Annotated in this window: 16 protein-coding genes; 11 read left to right on the top strand and 5 right to left on the bottom strand. The window is 44.9% G+C overall.

All coding sequences use genetic code 11. The features are described 5' to 3' along the window. Window positions 1-40: 40 nt before the first annotated feature. The gene (gene mnmC / locus H8A87_RS08100) at window positions 41-2,089 is read right to left on the bottom strand and encodes a bifunctional tRNA (5-methylaminomethyl-2-thiouridine)(34)-methyltransferase MnmD/FAD-dependent 5-carboxymethylaminomethyl-2-thiouridine(34) oxidoreductase MnmC (RefSeq protein WP_198689471.1); all 2,049 of its coding nucleotides are present in this window, start codon (window positions 2,087-2,089) and stop codon (window positions 41-43) included. Window positions 2,090-2,293: 204 nt separating this feature from the next. Between mnmC and fabB the strand changes: the two genes are divergently transcribed. Then, on the top strand, window positions 2,294-3,508 hold the full coding sequence (gene fabB / locus H8A87_RS08095; RefSeq protein WP_198689470.1) for a beta-ketoacyl-ACP synthase I: 1,215 nt from the start codon (window positions 2,294-2,296) through the stop codon (window positions 3,506-3,508). A gap of 74 nt (window positions 3,509-3,582) precedes the next feature. Here the strand turns inward: fabB and H8A87_RS08090 are convergent, their stop codons facing one another. The 3 genes from H8A87_RS08090 to H8A87_RS08080 are packed head-to-tail and all read right to left on the bottom strand — an operon-like array spanning window position 3,583 to window position 6,527. Continuing rightward, window positions 3,583-5,091, bottom strand: coding sequence for a tripartite tricarboxylate transporter permease (locus H8A87_RS08090; RefSeq protein WP_198689469.1), 1,509 nt, complete (start codon window positions 5,089-5,091; stop codon window positions 3,583-3,585). Between the two features lie 10 nt (window positions 5,092-5,101). Next, window positions 5,102-5,533: a tripartite tricarboxylate transporter TctB family protein gene (locus tag H8A87_RS08085; protein WP_198689468.1), complete on the bottom strand. Its 432-nt coding sequence runs from the start codon at window positions 5,531-5,533 to the stop codon at window positions 5,102-5,104. Between the two features lie 13 nt (window positions 5,534-5,546). Continuing rightward, window positions 5,547-6,527, bottom strand: coding sequence for a Bug family tripartite tricarboxylate transporter substrate binding protein (locus tag H8A87_RS08080; protein WP_198689467.1), 981 nt, complete (start codon window positions 6,525-6,527; stop codon window positions 5,547-5,549). 283 nt (window positions 6,528-6,810) lie between these two features. Between H8A87_RS08080 and tctD the strand changes: the two genes are divergently transcribed. Beyond that, complete coding sequence (tctD, locus tag H8A87_RS08075) at window positions 6,811-7,476, top strand: transcriptional regulator TctD (protein WP_198689466.1); 666 nt, start codon at window positions 6,811-6,813, stop codon at window positions 7,474-7,476. Then, on the top strand, window positions 7,476-8,909 hold the full coding sequence (locus H8A87_RS08070) for a sensor histidine kinase (protein WP_198689465.1): 1,434 nt from the start codon (window positions 7,476-7,478) through the stop codon (window positions 8,907-8,909). Before tctD ends, H8A87_RS08070 begins: the two co-directional genes overlap by 1 nt. Here the strand turns inward: H8A87_RS08070 and H8A87_RS08065 are convergent. Then, window positions 8,862-9,761, bottom strand: a complete 900-nt coding sequence (locus tag H8A87_RS08065; protein WP_198689464.1) for a DMT family transporter — start codon at window positions 9,759-9,761, stop codon at window positions 8,862-8,864. The genes H8A87_RS08070 and H8A87_RS08065 overlap by 48 nt on opposite strands. 226 nt (window positions 9,762-9,987) lie before the next feature. Between H8A87_RS08065 and H8A87_RS08060 the strand changes: the two genes are divergently transcribed. The 8 genes from H8A87_RS08060 (at window position 9,988) to dedD (ending at window position 17,693) form a co-directional block, all read left to right on the top strand. Then, the gene (locus tag H8A87_RS08060; protein WP_198689495.1) at window positions 9,988-10,725 is read left to right on the top strand and encodes an AraC family transcriptional regulator; all 738 of its coding nucleotides are present in this window, start codon (window positions 9,988-9,990) and stop codon (window positions 10,723-10,725) included. A gap of 138 nt (window positions 10,726-10,863) precedes the next feature. Continuing rightward, entirely contained in the window at window positions 10,864-11,991 is a 1,128-nt protein-coding gene (gene pdxB, locus H8A87_RS08055; protein WP_198689463.1) for a 4-phosphoerythronate dehydrogenase PdxB, read from the top strand. Between the two features lie 54 nt (window positions 11,992-12,045). Then, window positions 12,046-13,056, top strand: a complete 1,011-nt coding sequence (locus H8A87_RS08050; RefSeq protein ID WP_198689462.1) for an aspartate-semialdehyde dehydrogenase — start codon at window positions 12,046-12,048, stop codon at window positions 13,054-13,056. Further along, window positions 13,056-13,901 carry a tRNA pseudouridine(38-40) synthase TruA gene (gene truA / locus H8A87_RS08045; protein WP_198689461.1) on the top strand — a complete coding sequence of 282 codons (846 nt, stop codon included), beginning with the start codon at window positions 13,056-13,058 and terminating at the stop codon, window positions 13,899-13,901. The genes H8A87_RS08050 and truA overlap by 1 nt, the downstream gene beginning before the upstream one ends. A 59-nt stretch (window positions 13,902-13,960) precedes the next feature. Continuing rightward, window positions 13,961-14,650 carry a DedA family protein gene (locus H8A87_RS08040; protein WP_198689460.1) on the top strand — a complete coding sequence of 230 codons (690 nt, stop codon included), beginning with the start codon at window positions 13,961-13,963 and terminating at the stop codon, window positions 14,648-14,650. Window positions 14,651-14,763: 113 nt separating this feature from the next. Continuing rightward, a complete protein-coding gene (gene accD / locus H8A87_RS08035) occupies window positions 14,764-15,711 on the top strand; it encodes an acetyl-CoA carboxylase, carboxyltransferase subunit beta (protein WP_198689459.1) in 948 nt (315 codons plus the stop codon). Continuing rightward, window positions 15,704-17,002 (top strand): bifunctional tetrahydrofolate synthase/dihydrofolate synthase, encoded by a 1,299-nt coding sequence (gene folC / locus H8A87_RS08030; protein ID WP_198689458.1) that lies wholly within the window; start codon window positions 15,704-15,706, stop codon window positions 17,000-17,002. Before accD ends, folC begins: the two co-directional genes overlap by 8 nt. Beyond that, a complete protein-coding gene (gene dedD, locus H8A87_RS08025) occupies window positions 16,992-17,693 on the top strand; it encodes a cell division protein DedD (RefSeq protein WP_198689457.1) in 702 nt (233 codons plus the stop codon). Before folC ends, dedD begins: the two co-directional genes overlap by 11 nt. Window positions 17,694-17,710 lie beyond the last annotated feature (17 nt).

Below are 17,710 nucleotides of genomic sequence, written 5' to 3'. Positions count from 1 at the left end.
TATCTGGTTTTCCATACCTGATGCAGAAGTATAACTTGCTTTAAGGTTTTTCTGTTTTAATGGCTTTACCGCGTAATAGTTTTCTGACCCAAAAGCGGTTTGGGTGTAAGGCGGCTAATGTTTCATCATCAAGCGGTAAAGCTTCCCCAAAAATCTGACTGGCCAGTAATTCAGCACTCAAAGGCGCGGAACATAATCCACGGGAACCTAATGCTCCGAGAACAAATAAATCAGGGTAACAAGGGGACTCTTCAACACGTTCATCAGTATTTATTCGTTGAGATAAATCAGAGTATTTCTCCATAATTTCACTGAGGGCTGGGACGTTTCCAACCATCGGCATATGATCCCGAATGACACACCGTATACCTTGGCGGGATTTTTCTTCCGAAATATCAACTTGCTGTACCCAATCGACATCAGGAAAACATTTCAATAAACGAGTACGGTTTTCTTGTTGTTCGAGAGAAGAGTACTGAGTGTCCAGTTGTTGGCGTTGGTAGCTGGCACCGATACAGTGATATTGATTATGGGGATTAACAGGCGTTATGTAGCCATTGTAACATAGCACGCTTTTCAATTGACTGAGACTGTCCGTGGTTGGGATATGGCTAACTTGACCGCGGACAGCGGTTACAGGAAGTTTTTGAGTTTGCTCAAATTCAGATAGACAGTGACCGTTGGCAATAATGACAACGTTATGGTTTTTATGTTGTAGGTTTTCCTGATGTTCAATCTGTAACTGCCAGCCGTTTTCATCTTGAATTAGCTGTGTCACTTTATGATTGAAATAAATTCGCATTCCACGTTGTTCTGCATGTTTAATTGCCGTCTGAGTTAATTGTGCGGGGTATAACCACCCTCCTTGTGGATAGTGAATGCCATGATAATTCACATCCAATCCACTCACGTGGCTTAATTGTTGGCGATCCATGCCAATTGCAATTTCTGATGGCCATAATGTTTGCAGCATTTTGTCAATTTTTTTACCGCTTTTTTCATCGTAAGCTAACTGGCTGACACCGCACCATTGATGATCAAACAATACATTTTCATCAAGCAACTGATCATACTGACGACGGGCAAAGGTGAACGCCGATGTGAAGAAACGTTCTAGTGGATCGTCACAACCATTCAGTAAGGGATAAAGGGCTCCCTGTTGATTGCCTGATGCATTCTGAGCAGGTTGTTCATCCTGACAATATAACGTGACTTTAGCACCACGACGTAATAAGGCAAGTGCGGTCATTGCACTGGCAAGACCGCCACCGATAATGGCAATATCATCGGTATAGATAGCCGCTTGGCGAGCAAACCATGGAGTATGAGATAAGGAGAGGGCGCTGGTCGATGGAGATAAAATGCCAGTCAGCATTTCTCTTTTATGCCCAAATCCTTTAACTTTCATGACAGTAAAACCGGCTTCCTGTAATCCCCGGCGAACTATACCGGCAGAGGTGAAGGTTGCGAATGTACCTTCAGGACGACAAAATTTTGCCATTGCAGCGAACAGTTGTTCGCTCCACATCTGTGGGTTTTTGGATGGAGCAAAACCATCTAAAAACCAGGCATCAATTTTCCCCGTCAGGCTTGAAGTTATCTTAGGTAATAGATCATTTACATCCCCAAACCATAGATCCAATGTGATTGCGCCATTATCAAGAATTAACCTATGGCAGCCCGCCAGCGGTAAGGGCCATTGTTGACATAATTGTTCAGAAAACACCTGAAGTTCAGGCCAACGTTGGTGTGCAGTTTTCAGGTCGGCTGGCTTTAATGGATATTTTTCAAAACTGACATAATGAAGTCGTTTTAAGGAGGCTTCAGGACTTTGCTGTCTAAAAAGAGAAAATGCTCGCCAAAGCGTCAGGAAATTCAAACCAGTACCGAATCCTGTTTCTGCAATGACGCAGTCTGAACGGGAATGTGTGTTAAAGCGTTGAGGAAAATTATTTCCTTTTAAAAATACATACAAAGTTTCTTCCAAGCCATCTTGATTTGAAAAATAAACATCATCAAACTGCTCTGAAATAGGGGTGCCCTGTTCGTTCCAGCTTAGGGTTGCGCTGCTGATAGCACTGTTTTTCACAATAACTCCTGCACTGTTGAGAAGAATAATATAGGGATTTTAACGGTCTTAATTTGGTTGCACCACCCATGGTAGAGCTTAAGGGCTGAGTCCAGATCAATTTTTCTGTGAATTTTTAACCTGATCGGACTTGTTCGGCGTACAAGTGTACGCTAAAGTGCGGGTAAAGAAATCCCGCAGATAAACATATTGATGAGGTAAGTAATGAAACGTGCAGTAATCACTGGTCTGGGGATTATTTCCAGTATTGGTAATAACCAGAAAGAGGTGCTGGAATCTCTGAAAGAAGGCCGTTCCGGGATAACTTTCTCAGAAAAATTTAAAGAGATGGGAATGCGCAGCCATGTTTGGGGCAGCGTGAAACTGGATACGTCAGGCTTGATTGACCGTAAAGTCCAACGTTTTATGAGCGACGCATCTATTTATGCTTATCTGTCAATGGATGAGGCGATTAAAGATTCAGGTCTGTCCGATGAACAAGTTTCCAATCTTCGTACTGGATTAGTTGTTGGTTCAGGTGGCGGTTCTCCATATAACCAAGTTGCTGGTTCAGATGGTATGCGTTCCCGTGGATTACGTGGCGTTGGGCCTTATATGGTTACGCGTGCAATGGCTTCCGGCGTATCAGCTTGTTTAGCAACACCTTTCAAAATCAAAGGTGTCAACTACTCCATCAGTTCTGCCTGCTCGACTTCTGCACACTGTATCGGTCACGCTGTTGAACTCATTCAACTCGGTAAGCAAGATATTATTTTTGCTGGTGGCGGCGAAGAATTAAGTTGGGAAATGGCTTGTGAATTCGATGCTATGGGAGCGCTTTCCACTAAATATAATGAAACGCCAGAACTAGCTTCCCGTACTTATGATCAGAACCGCGATGGTTTTGTGATTGCGGGGGGGGGCGGTATTGTCGTTGTTGAAGAATTAGAACATGCATTGGCCCGTGGTGCACATATTTACGCTGAAGTTATTGGTTATGGGGCAAATTCAGATGGTGCGGATATGGTTGCGCCTTCTGGGGAAGGGGCTGTCCGCTGTATGAAGATGGCGTTAGACGGTATTGAAGGTGGAGTTGATTACATCAATACCCACGGAACTTCGACACCAATTGGTGATCTGAAAGAGCTGGAAGCCATCAGAGAAGTTTTTGGTGATGATACACCTGCTATTTCTGCTACTAAAGCGATGACTGGGCATTCACTGGGTGCGGCTGGTGCTCACGAAACGATTTACAGTCTGCTGATGTTGGAGCATGGTATTATTGCACCAAGTATCAATATTGAAGATCTAGATGAAAAAGCATTGGGTATGAATATTATCACTGAACCTACCGAACGCGAGCTAAGAACGGTAATGTCCAATAGCTTCGGGTTCGGCGGTACAAATGCATCCCTGGTGATGCGCAAGTATTCAGACTGATCCTTTAAATACTGAAAAAAATCATCAGCTAGAATGAAAGCCAATCTACATAATCAATGGATTGGCTATTTTAATTATGGTGCCATGATTTTATTACGACGTTTATTCATGATGCGTAAAACAGGTGGAATAATAATCACCAATATCGCCAGAACCAGCAGAACTTGAGCAATAGCGCTACTCCACAGGATCTCGAAATTCCCATTACTGATTGATAGCGCACGTCGCAGATTTTGTTCCAGCATTTCGCCTAAGACGAACCCTAAGATCAGTGGTGACATTGGAAAATTCATTTTTCGGAGAATATAACCGAAAACACCTAACCCAACCATCAACATTAGATCGAATGTGGTACTGTGGACTGCGTACACCCCGACTGCGGAAACAGTAGCTATTGAAGGAACCAGAAACCACATCGGAATATTCAGCATGCGGGTAAACAGTCCAATCATCGGAATATTCATGATCAGCAACAAGATATTGGCAATCAATAAGGCGGCAATGAGACCCCAGACGATATCTGGTTGTTCTGTGAACATAGCGGGGCCGGGTGTGATGTTATAAAGGGTCAGGGCGCCTATCATTACAGCTGTTGTGCCTGAACCGGGGACACCGAGAGTGAGCATCGGGATGAATGAACCACACGCAGAAGCATTATTAGCCGCTTCTGGTGCAGCTACGCCGCGAATATCACCTTTGCCAAATGAATCACTGTTACCGCTGATCCGTTTTTCTGTCATATACGTGATTGCACTGGCGATTGTTGCCCCTGCGCCGGGCAATATACCCACGAAGAAACCAATTACTGAGGAGCGCAATGTTGGCCCTACACAGGCAGCCGCTTCTTTTCTGTTGAATAGCAGACGTCCTGTTTTTCTGATTACTTTTTGTCCCGCAGAGGTGCTCTCCAGCATCAACAAAATTTCACTGACTGAAAACAGGCCAATAACGACGACAATGAATTGAATCCCATCGGAAAGATGCACGCTATTGAAGGTGAAACGATAAACTCCCGTATTCGCATCCACGCCTACGGTTGCCAACCCCAGACCGATTAAAGCTGCCAATAATGATTTTACGGGGTTTTGGCTCATCATGCTGCCAAGACAGGCAATGGCAAAAACCATCAGTGCAAAATACTCAGCAGGCCCGAACGCTAAAGACCATTGTGCCAGAAGAGGAGCAAACAAAATGATACCAGTAATAGCCAAAAGTGAACCGCAGAACGAACTGACGGCAGAAATAGAGAGTGCAACACCCGCTCGCCCCTGTTTTGCCATCGGATAACCATCAAGGGCTGTCATGATAGCGGCGGCATCTCCGGGGACATTCAGTAAGATCGAGGAAATGCGTCCTCCATATTCACAACCAATGTAGACGGTTGCCAATAAAATTAAGGCGGATTCAGCAGGTAATTTTAATGCAAAAGCCAATGGCAGCAGGATCGCAACGCCATTTATAGGGCCAAGGCCGGGCAGTAAGCCAACAACAGTACCAATAAAACAACCTATTAATGCAATAATCAAGTTTTGGGGCACTAATGCGACTTCAAAACCTTGGCTCAGGTATATCCAAGTATCCATCGTTATCTCCTTAACTGAGCCAACTGCCGACTGGCAGTGTGACACCTAACAAGCGATCAAAGGCAAAAAAGAGAGAAAGACCAAGAAATATGCCAGAAATAACCGCCGCAGGAAGTGTGGCGTTAAATAACAATGCCACGCTGATGGTCAATAACGTTGTTGCCAGAGGAAAACCCAGCCACTCAAATGACCATGCATAAAGGGTGAGTGAGGCAATTAACAAAACTAAGCGACGTAATACTTGTAGTGTCGGCCATTGGATGGAATCAGGTTTTTTAAATAGCAACAGCAATGCACAGAACGCCATTAACGAAATAATAGCGATTGGAAATGGTCGGGGGCCCAGAGGCTCATAGCTATATTCGCTATGAATTTTCCAGCCAATGACCAGTCCTATTCCACATAGCACTAGCCATATGGCAGCAAAGATACGATCACTCATGATGCCACCCCTGTTATTTTGCTAAACCAAAGGATTTGGCCATCTCATGATATTGGATAACTTGTTTTTTCACATAGTCATCCAGTTCTTTGCCAGCCATATTGAATTCAAATAATCCACGTAGATCACGCTGTTTTTTAAACTCTGCGGTTTGCTGTAGCACCTTAAAGGTATCCACCCACCACTGGTATTGTGCATCAGAGACTTTTGGCCCTACATAAAAACCGCGAATGACTGGCCAAACGAGGTCATAACCCTGTTCTTTTGCCGTTGGAATATTTGCCAGATCGCCATCTAGGCGTTTATCTGCATAGACAGCAAGGACACGGATCTTATCGCCCTTGAGATAAGGTAAAGTTTCACTTAGATCGCCGGAAATGACTTGAATATGGTTACCTAACAGAGCCGTGATAGGTTCACCGCCCCCTTCAAATGCGACATAACGCATTTTGCGGGGATCAACACCTGCTTCTTTTGCCAGTAACGCTGTTTTCATCCAATCCTGACTGCCGATGGAGGCGCCTGCACCAAATACAATACTGTCGGGTACTTTTTTGAAAGCGTCCATCAAATCAGCCAAAGTTTTATAGGGTGAGTCATGACGAACAGCAATCATGCCGTAGTCTGTACCGACACTGGCTAGCCAGCGTACATCATTGACGTTATAACGACCGAATTTTCCTTGAGCAAGATTCAACAGAGAACCACCGGAAAAGGCGACGATAGTGCCGGGTTCAGCAGGCCGCTGGGCAATGATGGCATTATAGGCAACCGCACCGACACCACCGGGCATGAATGTTACGCGCATTGGAGAGCTAATGGTTTTGGTATCCAATAATGAAACCTGAACTAGTTTGCAGGTTAGGTCAAAGCCTCCACCAGGTTTGGCTGGTGCAATACATTCGGTTCTATTGGGGGCAGAGGCAGAGGTTGCAAAAGCACTGGTACAAAGAAGTAGGCTTGCAGCGGTTAATAAGGTATTGAATGTTTTCATTTTGATTCCTCATATAGCGCCAGTAAAGGATATGAGTGACAAATTTCTGGCCTATTTTTATTTATAGAACTGAAACCTTTCAATTACCTTTCATTAACAACAAAAATTATCTGGATGTGACCTTAGTCGCTTAATTTTCGTAGTGTTTCGCATTTCTGTGTTAATAAAATGTTTTAAATTATATTTTTTGTTAACCCACGTACAATTGCTGAATCTTAATATTGCAACTCTGTAATATCTCCGCTTTATTCCTCAGGTTGATTTTTTATAGTAGGTATTATTCATGCGGCTCTTATTGGTTGAAGACCATCCTGACTTATCACATTGGCTTCTGGAAGCACTAAGTAATTCAGGGTTTGCAGTTGATTTGGCTGAAGATGGCATTGCGGCGGATCAGCTTTTGCAAACTGAAAATTATGCCTTACTGATTTTAGATGTTGCTCTGCCCAGACTGGATGGCCTTTCTCTGCTATCGCGGTTGCGTAAGCGTGGGCAGAATTTACCTGTTTTGTTATTAACCGCCAGAATAGATGTTACGGATCGTGTCAATGGATTGAATGCTGGAGCTGATGATTACTTAACCAAGCCTTTTGATTTTCAAGAGTTGGAAGCCCGTATTCGTGCATTGCTGCGTCGTGCCGTAAGTAATCCGCAAGAGACACAGAAATTCGGTTCATTGGTTTATGAAGACGAAGGTTATTTTCTATTGAACAATGTACCGCTAGCACTGACTCCCAGAGAGTTATCCGTGTTAACAACTCTGTTTTACCGTCGAGGGCGCCCTGTTTCTAAACAACAATTGTTTGAGCAGGTGTTTTCTCTGTCGGATGACGCGAACCCGCAAAGCATCGAACTGTATGTGCACCGGTTGCGGAAAAAATTACTCAACAGCGATGTGGGAATAGGCACATTACGCGGGTTGGGATATCAGTTGGAGCGACAGAAATAATGAGGTTTTTCAAAATATCCCGATCATTATTCCATCAATTGCTGTTGTTTTTTGGGGTGCCATTATTGTTACTGGGTTGTGCTTCTGTTTATAGCCAATACGTCAGTGTGGAAAATGCCGCAACGCTGGCTTATGATCGAACCTTGCTTGCATCGGCAAGAACGGTTGCTGAACGTCTGATCGTTCAAGATAAACATTTGATCGTTGATGTGCCTTATGTTGTCTTGGACAGTTTTGAGCGTAATACGAATGATCGCCTTTACTATCAAGTTATTTCACCAGAAGGGAAGACGATTTCTGGTTACGATGACCTTTCTCTAATACCACAACATATTCAGCGCTCACCTTTGTATACGGCACTGGCGTATTTTTATGATGCGGAATATCAGGGGCAGCCGATACGTGTGGTGGCACTGTATCAGCCCATTAATGAGGGCGGCATAATGGGAATGGCACTGATATTGGTGGCTGAAACTGTGATTTCCCGCCAATATATGGCCCAGCAATTACTGCTCTCTTCGTTGGTGAGTCAGGGCACGGTTGTACTATTGACGTTGCTCCTTGCTTATATTTTGTTAAAGCGGCTACTTAAACCGCTGCGAAAACTTTCAGGCATTATGATCCGCCGTTCCGCTAATGATCTCACACCATTACCGGATATTTTACCGTGGTCTGAACTTTCCCCTTTACTTCAGGCATTCAACCGATATATCGAACGCTTGAAATTAATGGTTGGGCGCCAAGAGCGATTCAGCGCGGATGCTTCCCATCAGCTCAGGACGCCTTTAGCTGTATTGAAAACACAGGTTGCGGTGGCACGCAGTGATAAGAAGCCAGAACAGAGAGAAAAAATCCTGACAGCAATTAACAAGAGCTTGGATAACATGATTTCGCTGATCGATCGCTTATTGCACCTATCACAGCTTAAATTACATGAAAAGGAGGCGATCCAAAATTATCAGCCAGTCAATATTGTGGAGCTGTTGCAACAAGCCTGCTTTTCCCGTTTACAGCAAGCAGAAAGTAAAAATATTGACTTGAGCTATGAAGGGGAAGACGCCTTGTGGATCAAAGGGGAGCCTGTACTGTTAGCAGAAATGTGCGCCAATTTGCTGGACAATGCCATCAAATATACCCCGAAAATGGGCATGGTGACAGGCAGGGTGAACATGACGCCGGACAAAAAATATTGTTGCCTTGAAATTGATGATTCAGGGCCGGGTATCGCGCAAGAAGAGATTAGCCAATCGCTCATGGCATTCAACCGATTGGATAACGCCGCAGGGCTGGAGGGGGCAGGATTAGGGCTGACCATTGTTAAAGAAATCAGCCTGTATCACGGTGCCACTCTCCAGCTTTTACCCAGTGAGGCACTGGGAGGTTTACTAGTTCGAGTTGTATTCAGGCTTTCTGCGAGTGAGCGGGATGCGTAATTGCTGTGCGAGTATTACACCTGCCAACACAATGCTTCCTCCAATTAGATGATAACTTTGCATTTCTTCATGGAGAGCCACAATAGCAATGACGGCAGTAAATACGGGTGCCAAATTCATAAAGATAGAAGTCATGTTTGCGCCAATGCGAACCACGCCCTGTATCCACAGATAGGGAGCAATAATCGATGCAGGAATGCCAGCAAATAGGACAAGGGAAATATTATCGGCTGTTAACTGAACATTTTCCGTCATCATAAAGTTGGGCAGAAGTAATAAAACACCAAACCCAATTTGGACATAGAGTGATTGCCAGTTAGGTAATGGAATTGCCCAGCGTTTTGTTAATACGCCATACAAGGCGTAAGAAGCGGCTGCGATAAACATCATCATTTCTCCGATCCCCAGACCATGTTGCAATAAAGAGGCCGGATTTCCTTTACTGACCAGCCACATAAGGCCGAACAAAGACAACATTGTACCAAGGGTGATACCAACAGTAGGAGCAACTCGCAAGGCAAAGATGCTGATAATGACGGTTAATAATGGAATCAATGAAGTGAAAATCCCGATTAGCGTCGCGCTGACAGTATGGGCTGCGTAGTATGCCAGACTTTGGTTAAGCACCATGCCCAGCGTGCCCAGGATGAATAACTTCCACCAATATTGGGCAACTATTTTTCGCTGTTTCAGGACGGGCAATAAGATAAATGGAGTCAAAGTCAGGAAGGCAATGAACCATCGGTAGAAAGCAATTGCAGCAGGTTCAATTAAGGTGGCGGCAGCTTTACTGACAACGGCATTGATTGACCAGATCAGTACAGCGACGAGGGGGAACAATAAATTCTTCATTGAGCTAGATTATCTATGTAAGTGTATCGTTTATTTAGTTTAGCAGTGACCGATTTATTCTATATATTGATAATCAGACAACAGATGTGGCAATTAAGACAAGATATATATATCGAATGGATTTTAAGCAGATATAAGGATATACCCTTAATTACCTTACGGATAAGAGGCTATGGGAGTAAAAATGATCGAACGGGCGGGGACGAATCAAACCGTATTTCAGCCAATGATGCTAAATACACTCTCATTTCGTGATGAAACGTTGAATGCAGATACTGAATGTAGATTGCATACCCATCCTTTTGGGCAATTAATTTATGTCGTTTGTGGTGTAATGGAAACTCAGGTGGGAGGGCAAAGATTCCTTGCTCCGCCGGAATTTTGTATCTGGATACCGAAAAATATCACGCATTCGAGTTATAATCGGAAAGCACTGCGATTTTGGATAATCGATATTTCTCCTTCGTGGACTGATACCTTACCTCAACAGCCTTGTATTATCCGATTGAATCGCATTTTCAATGCCATTATGGTGGACTTTTTTGAACGGAAGATCCGGCAGCCGGAAACAGAAAAAGATAAGCGTCTGGCACAAATATTAATTGATCAACTGGAACTTTCTCCAACGCAATGCACTTATTTACCTTCCTCAAAAGATAAGTTACTCGCCCCGATATTACAGATGTTGGAACGCAATCCAGCGGATAATAGCTCTTTAGCGGAATGGGCAAAAAAGCGTTATACCTCAGAGAGGACTTTATCACGGCGTTGTCAGCAGGAATTGGGGATGTCATTTGGCGAATGGCGTCAGCGGCTGCGTTTTCTGCATGCCATCTCTTTATTGGAACAGGGTAAAAATGTTTATGAAGTCGCGTTTGATGTGGGCTATAGCTCATCATCGGCTTTTATTGCCATGTTTCAACAGATTGCCGGTACGACGCCAGAACGTTTCAGGAAAGGCTGACCCGATATTGAAAAGGACATATTCCCTTTGTTACTTTGCAGATTCTCTGTAACTTGAAAAATGAAGGGCATATAGGTTTTATGCGGATAAAGTGGCAGAATAGCAGATCCTGCCTATGTAAGTCGTTGGATGAGAAAAGTGAAAATATTGGTTGATGAAAATATGCCTTATGCTGAACAGCTCTTTCAGCAATTGGGCGAAGTACAGGCAATTCCGGGTCGTCCAGTGCCTGAAAGGGTTTTGGAACATGCGGATGCTTTTATGGTGCGTTCTGTCACTAAAGTCAATGAATCCTTATTGCAAGGCAGTTCAGTAAAATTTGTGGGTACTGCCACTGCGGGTATGGATCATGTTGATCAGCAATGGCTGTCGCAGACAGGGATTGGTTTTTCTGCCGCGCCGGGATGTAATGCGATTGCTGTGGTTGAGTATGTATTTTCTGCATTGATGCTATTGGCGGAACAAGATCAATTTCAACTCAAAGATAAAACTGTCGGTATTGTCGGCGTTGGCAATGTCGGGGGGCGTTTGGCTGACCGGCTGGCGGCTTTGGGTGTGAAAACTTTACTGTGTGATCCTCCCCGAGCCGATCGTGGTGATGAAGGTGAATTTTGGCCTTTAGAAAAATTGGTAAAGGAAGCGGATATTCTGACTTTCCATACGCCACTTAATCAATCAGGCCCGTACCAGACCTATCATCTGGCAGATGCAGAATTACTTTCTGCATTACCGGACAACCGAATTTTGATTAATGCCAGCCGTGGTGAGGTGGTTGATAATCAAGCATTACTTTCCGTACTGCAAGGCGGGAAAAGATTACGTGTTGTGCTTGATGTTTGGGAACCAGAGCCTAACCTTTCGCTACCTCTGCTGGCCTTGGTTGATATTGGTACGCCTCATATTGCGGGTTATACCTTGGAAGGCAAGGCTCGGGGCACAACTCAGGTCTTCGAAGCTTATTGTGAATTTTTGGGGCAACCACGCAAGACAGAATTGACCGATTTGTTGCCTACGTCTGATTTTAGCCAGATCACCGTACAGGGTGAAGTGACACAAAGCGTCCTGAAGCGTTTAATGCATTTAGTGTATGATGTGCGCCGTGATGATGCACCTCTACGTCAGGTGGCGGATCAGGAGGGAGCTTTTGACCAGTTACGTAAACATTATCCAGAACGTCGGGAATGGTCTTCCCTGACGGTGCATTGTAACTCAGAGAAAAGCGCTCAATTACTATCCCAAATTGGGTTTAACGCAAAATTGATTTGATACAGGCGGGGGCTCCTGCCTGTCAGCAAAATAAAAGAAGTGGAGAAAACCAACATGTCTGAAGGTTGGAATATTGCGCTCTTGGGCGCAACAGGCGCAGTAGGTGAAGCGATATTGGCGTTATTACAGGAGCGTCAATTTCCGGTTGGTGAACTGCATCTTCTTGCCAGTGAACAAAGTGCTGGAAAGCTCCAGCGTTTTAACGGCAAAAGCATCACTGTTCGTGATGCAGCAGAATTTGACTGGTCACAGGTACAACTCGCGTTTTTTGCAGCGACGATGGAAGCAACGGCACAACATATTGAAAAAGCCACAGAAGCTGGTTGTCTGGTCATTGACAGCAGCGGCCTGTTTGCGGCAGATCCGGATGTGCCTTTGGTTGTCCCTAGTGTTAACCCACATGCGTTGGCTGAGTATCGTAACCGTAACATCGTTGCTGTGGCGGATAGCTCAACAAACCAAGTTTTAACTGCTATCAAGCCATTGATTGAAGCGGCTGGCATTGCACGTTTACAGTTGACCAATATATTGCCGATTTCCGTGCATGGCAAAGCGGCCATTAATGAGCTTGCAGGTCAGAGTGCCCGCTTATTGAGTGGTATCCCACCGGATGAAGGCCGTTTCAGCAAACAATTGGCTTTCAATTTGCTGCCTTTATTGCCTGATGTTGAAGGGACTGTGCGTGAAGAACGTCGCATTGTCGATCAAGTTCGCAGGGTATTGCAGGATGAAGGGCTGCCAGTTTCCGTCAGTTGTGTCCAATCCTCCGTTTTCTATGGTATTGCGCAGATGGTGAATCTGGAAACGCTGCGTCCGGTTGGTATAGAAGAAGCTCGTGGTGAACTTGAACGTATTGAAGAAATTCAGGTCTCAGAAGAAGGTGATTATCCGACTCAGGTGACGGATGCGTCAGGCAGTGATGGTTTAAGCATTGGTTGTTTGCGCAATGATTACGGTATGCCAGAAATGCTACAGTTCTGGTCGGTTGCCGATAATATCCGTTTTGGCGGTGCACTGATGGCGGTTGAAATCGCAGAAAAATTGATGCAGGAGCAATTTTACTGATGTCTGATACAGCGCTGAGTCAGTCTGTGCCAGAGGCAAAGAAAGTGAAAATTGCACTGGGGATTGAATATGATGGCAGCCGTTATTATGGTTGGCAGCGTCAGCAAGAAGTGAGAAGCGTACAGGAATGTTTGGAAAAAGCCCTGTCGAAAGTAGCGAATGAACCGATTGTAGTTTTCTGTGCTGGCAGAACGGATGCGGGAGTACACGCGACTGGGCAGGTTGTGCACTTTGAAACCTCGGCACAACGTAAAGATGCGGCATGGACAATGGGGGTTAATACCCATTTGCCGCCGGATATTGCAGTGCGCTGGGTCAACATGGTGGATAACGAATTTCATGCCCGTTTCAGTGCAACGGCTCGCCGTTATCGCTACGTGATTTTCAATCATCGCTATCGTCCTGCGATACTGGCACAGGGCGTCACGCATTTTCACTATCCATTGGATGAGAAAAAAATGCATGAAGCGGCACAGAGCTTATTGGGAGAAAACGATTTTACTTCTTTCAGGGCAGTGCAGTGTCAGTCCAATTCACCGTGGCGCAATATGATGCACATTAATGTCAGCCGACATGGGCATTATATTGTCGTGGACATCAAGGCGAATGCCTTTGTTCATCACATGGTACGTAATATCGTTGGCAGTTTGCTGGAAATTGGCTGTGGTAACCAGGATATCGGCTGGATGGCTGAACTGTTGGCACTGAAAGACAGAACAAAAGCTGCGGCAACAGCCAAAGCTGAGGGATTATATTTAATTGCGGTGGATTATTCTGAGCACTTTGGTTTACCTGAACCCATTATGGGGCCATTGTTTTTGGAAAATAATTTAGTTTCTATTTAATGATTTAATCTGACATTTTCAAAATGTGACAGGGATGTTCGAGCATAACGAGGAATATTATGGAGTTTTTAACTCATTTTGTTGATTTTGCGAAGTTCATTGTCGATTTTATTTTACACATTGATGCTCACTTGAAGGAATTGATTGGGGATTATGGTAATTGGGTGTATGGCATCTTATTCCTGATCATATTTTGTGAAACAGGGCTGGTAGTTACACCATTTTTACCGGGAGATTCCCTGCTGTTTGTGGCAGGTGCATTATCTGCATTAGATTCCAATGACCTTAATGTACACATTATGGTGGCCTTGATGATTACAGCAGCGATTATTGGTGATGCTGTAAATTATACAATCGGCCGAATTTTTGGTGAGAAATTATTTACCAATCCAAATTCAAAGATTTTCCGTCGTAGTTATTTAGATAAAACCCATGAGTTTTATGAAAAACACGGTGGAAAAGCAATAATTTTGGCTAGATTTGTGCCAATTATTAGAACGTTTGCACCGTTCGTTGCAGGAATGGGGAAAATGTCTTATCGCCATTTCGCTACTTATAATGTCATCGGTGCATTTGTATGGGTGCTATTATTCACTTATGCTGGTTATTTATTTGGTGATATGCCAATTATACAGCAGAACCTGAAACTATTGATTGTTGCAATTATCTTTATTTCTATTCTGCCTGGCGTTATAGAAATTTGGCGTCATCGCCGTGCTGCATCGAAAAAAGCAGCAGAGAGTAAGTAGATAACCGTTAACAGGTTTGAGCAGTTTTTTATCCACACTGTAATGGCATTGTGGTTTAATGGCACGTAAAACAAAAGCTGGCATAAGCCAGATTCAGACGGAAAGGTTCATTAATGAGCTGGATTGAAAAGATTCTAAATAAAAGCAAAATTATGCAAACTCGTAAGGCTAGTATACCTGAAGGAGTTTGGACAAAATGCGACAGTTGTGGTCAGGTACTTTATCGTGCTGAATTAGAGCGTAACCTTGAAGTGTGTCCAAAATGTGACCACCATATGCGCATTTCAGCCCGTCAGAGACTGATCTCATTTTTGGATGAAGGCACCGGCACGGAATTAGGCAGTGAGCTGGAACCTAAAGATATCTTGAAGTTTCGCGATACCAAAAAATACAAAGATCGTTTAGCTGCGGCTCAGAAGCAGACGCAGGAAAAAGATGCGCTGATCGTGATGAAAGGTGCACTGCATGATATGCCAGTTGTGGCAGGTGCATTTGAGTTTAGCTTCATGGGTGGCTCAATGGGCTCTGTAGTCGGTGCGCGTTTTGTCCGTGCCGTTGAGCAGTCTTTGGAAGACAATTGTCCGTTCGTCTGTTTTACTTCCAGTGGTGGGGCGCGTATGCAAGAAGCTCTGATGTCACTGATGCAGATGGCAAAAACCAGTGCCGCGCTGGCAAAAATGCAAGATCGTGGCCTGCCTTATGTCTGTGTTCTGACTAACCCGACAATGGGTGGAGTGACTGCAAGTTTGGGGATGCTCGGTGATATCAACATCGCTGAACCTAAGGCATTGATTGGTTTTGCTGGCCCTCGCGTAATAGAGCAGACAGTGCGTGAAAAGCTGCCGGAAGGTTTTCAGCGTAGTGAATTCTTGCTGGGGAAAGGCGCGATTGACATGATCGTACATCGTCCAGAAATGCGTGGGAAAATCGCTAACCTGCTTGCCATGTTGACTCACCAACCGCAGCCGGGCATGAAAGCGGAGCCAATAGCAGAAATTGTTGTTGAACCTGCTGATGTCGAAGCTGATATAAATATCAACACTAATAAAGAAGATGTCTGATACTTTGCAAACTCCTCAAGCCACGTCACCACTGATGACGTGGCTTTCCTATCTAGGAAACCTGCATACCCAAGCCATTGATATGGGGCTTGAGCGCGTGGGCAAACTCGGCAAGCAATTAGGTTTGTTGAATCCTGCGCCAAAAATCATCACGGTGTCAGGTACCAATGGCAAGGGAACAACTTGCCATGCCCTTGAGTCTATTTTTCTAGCAGCAGGGCTTAAAGTTGGCGTGTATAGTTCTCCGCACTTGGTGCGCTATACCGAAAGGGTGCGCATTCAGGGTAAGGAACCGACAGAACAGAGTTTCTGCCGTGTGTTTGCGGATATTGAAGCCCAGCGTGGCGATATCTCATTAACCTATTTCGAATATGGCACCCTGGCGGCATTGCAGCTTTTTAAAGAAGCCGATCTTGATGTTGTGATTCTGGAAGTCGGGCTGGGTGGTCGTCTGGACGCCACTAACATCGTGGATGCGGATGTTGCCGCAATTACCAGCATCGCACTGGATCATACGGATTGGCTTGGAGCCGATCTCGAGCACATTGGCCGCGAAAAAGCCGGCATTTTCCGTCGTAGTCATTTTGCGGTAGTGGGTGAGCCCGATATGCCACACTCAATTGCTGAAGTTGCGGATGAATTGGGAGCAAAACTCTTTCGTCGTGGCGTTGATTGGAATTTCTCTCAGGATGCAAATAGCTGGAAATGGTTAACTAATTCTCATAAATTTAATGAGTTGCCTTTACCTAATTTGCCACTGGCGAACGCCGCGACAGCGATGGGGGTGATCCACTGTTTATTGCAGCAGGACGACAAAGTCAGCCGAGCCATTGATGAGCGAGCGATCCATGCAGGATTGAAAAGTGCCCAGTTACCGGGACGTTTCCAAATTGTCAGGGAAAATCCTCTGGTCATTTTGGATGTAGCACATAATCCCCATGCTGCGGGTTATCTAGCGCAGAAACTGACAGAATGGCCTCGCTCACCAGACAGCAAGATTCGTGGTGTGATTGGCATGCTGGAAGACAAAGATATTGCGGGTACGCTTGCTTGTCTTTCCCAACAGATTGACGAATGGTACTGCGCATCCTTGCATGAATTTCGGGGAGCGGAAGCTGAGGTATTGGCCGGGCATCTTGCGTACGCCCGAACATTTTCAGAAGTGGAACCGGCATGGCAGCAGGCAATGGAAGACGCATCAGCGCAAGATATCATTGTAGTTTGTGGTTCTTTCCATACTGTCGCTCGTGTCATGGAGGCGCTGGAAGAGGGCAAGGAACGTGGCAAGTAAATTTCAAAATCGCTTAGTTGGAACCATCGTCCTTGTAGCATTGGGGGTGATTGTGCTGCCCATAATGTTTGACGGCGATAAGAAATATAACGAAGACCAGTTTGCTTCTATTCCATTGGTACCAAAGCCTGGGGATGAAGAAAATATTGACTCCATTTCTCCATTGGTGCAGAACATGCCGTCTACACCACCGGAAGGTGCAGCGGAAGCGATGCAAACACAAGCACAGGAGCAGCAACAGTCAGATGCAGACATGCTGTCCCGCTCGTTATCCTCGGAGCTGGCACCAACCATTGCGCCTCCTATAACTATGCCGAAAGAGCCTAAGGCAACGGTGAAACCTGAATCACCCCCTCAGCAGAAAGTAGATACTAAACCACAAGCTAAATCTGAAACTCGTTCTGAAAACAAGCCAGAAACTAAATCGAAGCCAGCAGAGCCGGCTCCACAAGCAATGGCATATGTTGTGCAGCTTGGTGCATTAAAAAATGCGGATAAAGTGAACGAGATAGTGGCGAGGTTGCGTCTTTCGGGGCATCAGGTATACACAATTCCTTCCTCTCCGGTACAGGGGCAATTGACCCGGATTTATGTAGGCCCTAATGCATCAAGGCAGACACTTGAAACCATTTTGTCCGAATTGAGAGAAATCACGGGATTACAGGGGCAAATTAAAAACTATAAGCCATAATCGAATTGGCATTTCAC

Source organism: Xenorhabdus lircayensis (genome assembly GCF_016306625.1).
In the GTDB taxonomy this organism is placed as follows: domain Bacteria; phylum Pseudomonadota; class Gammaproteobacteria; order Enterobacterales; family Enterobacteriaceae; genus Xenorhabdus; species Xenorhabdus lircayensis.
The sequence above is the reverse complement of the archived record's forward strand: the minus strand, read 5'-3'. Positions and strand labels throughout refer to the sequence as shown.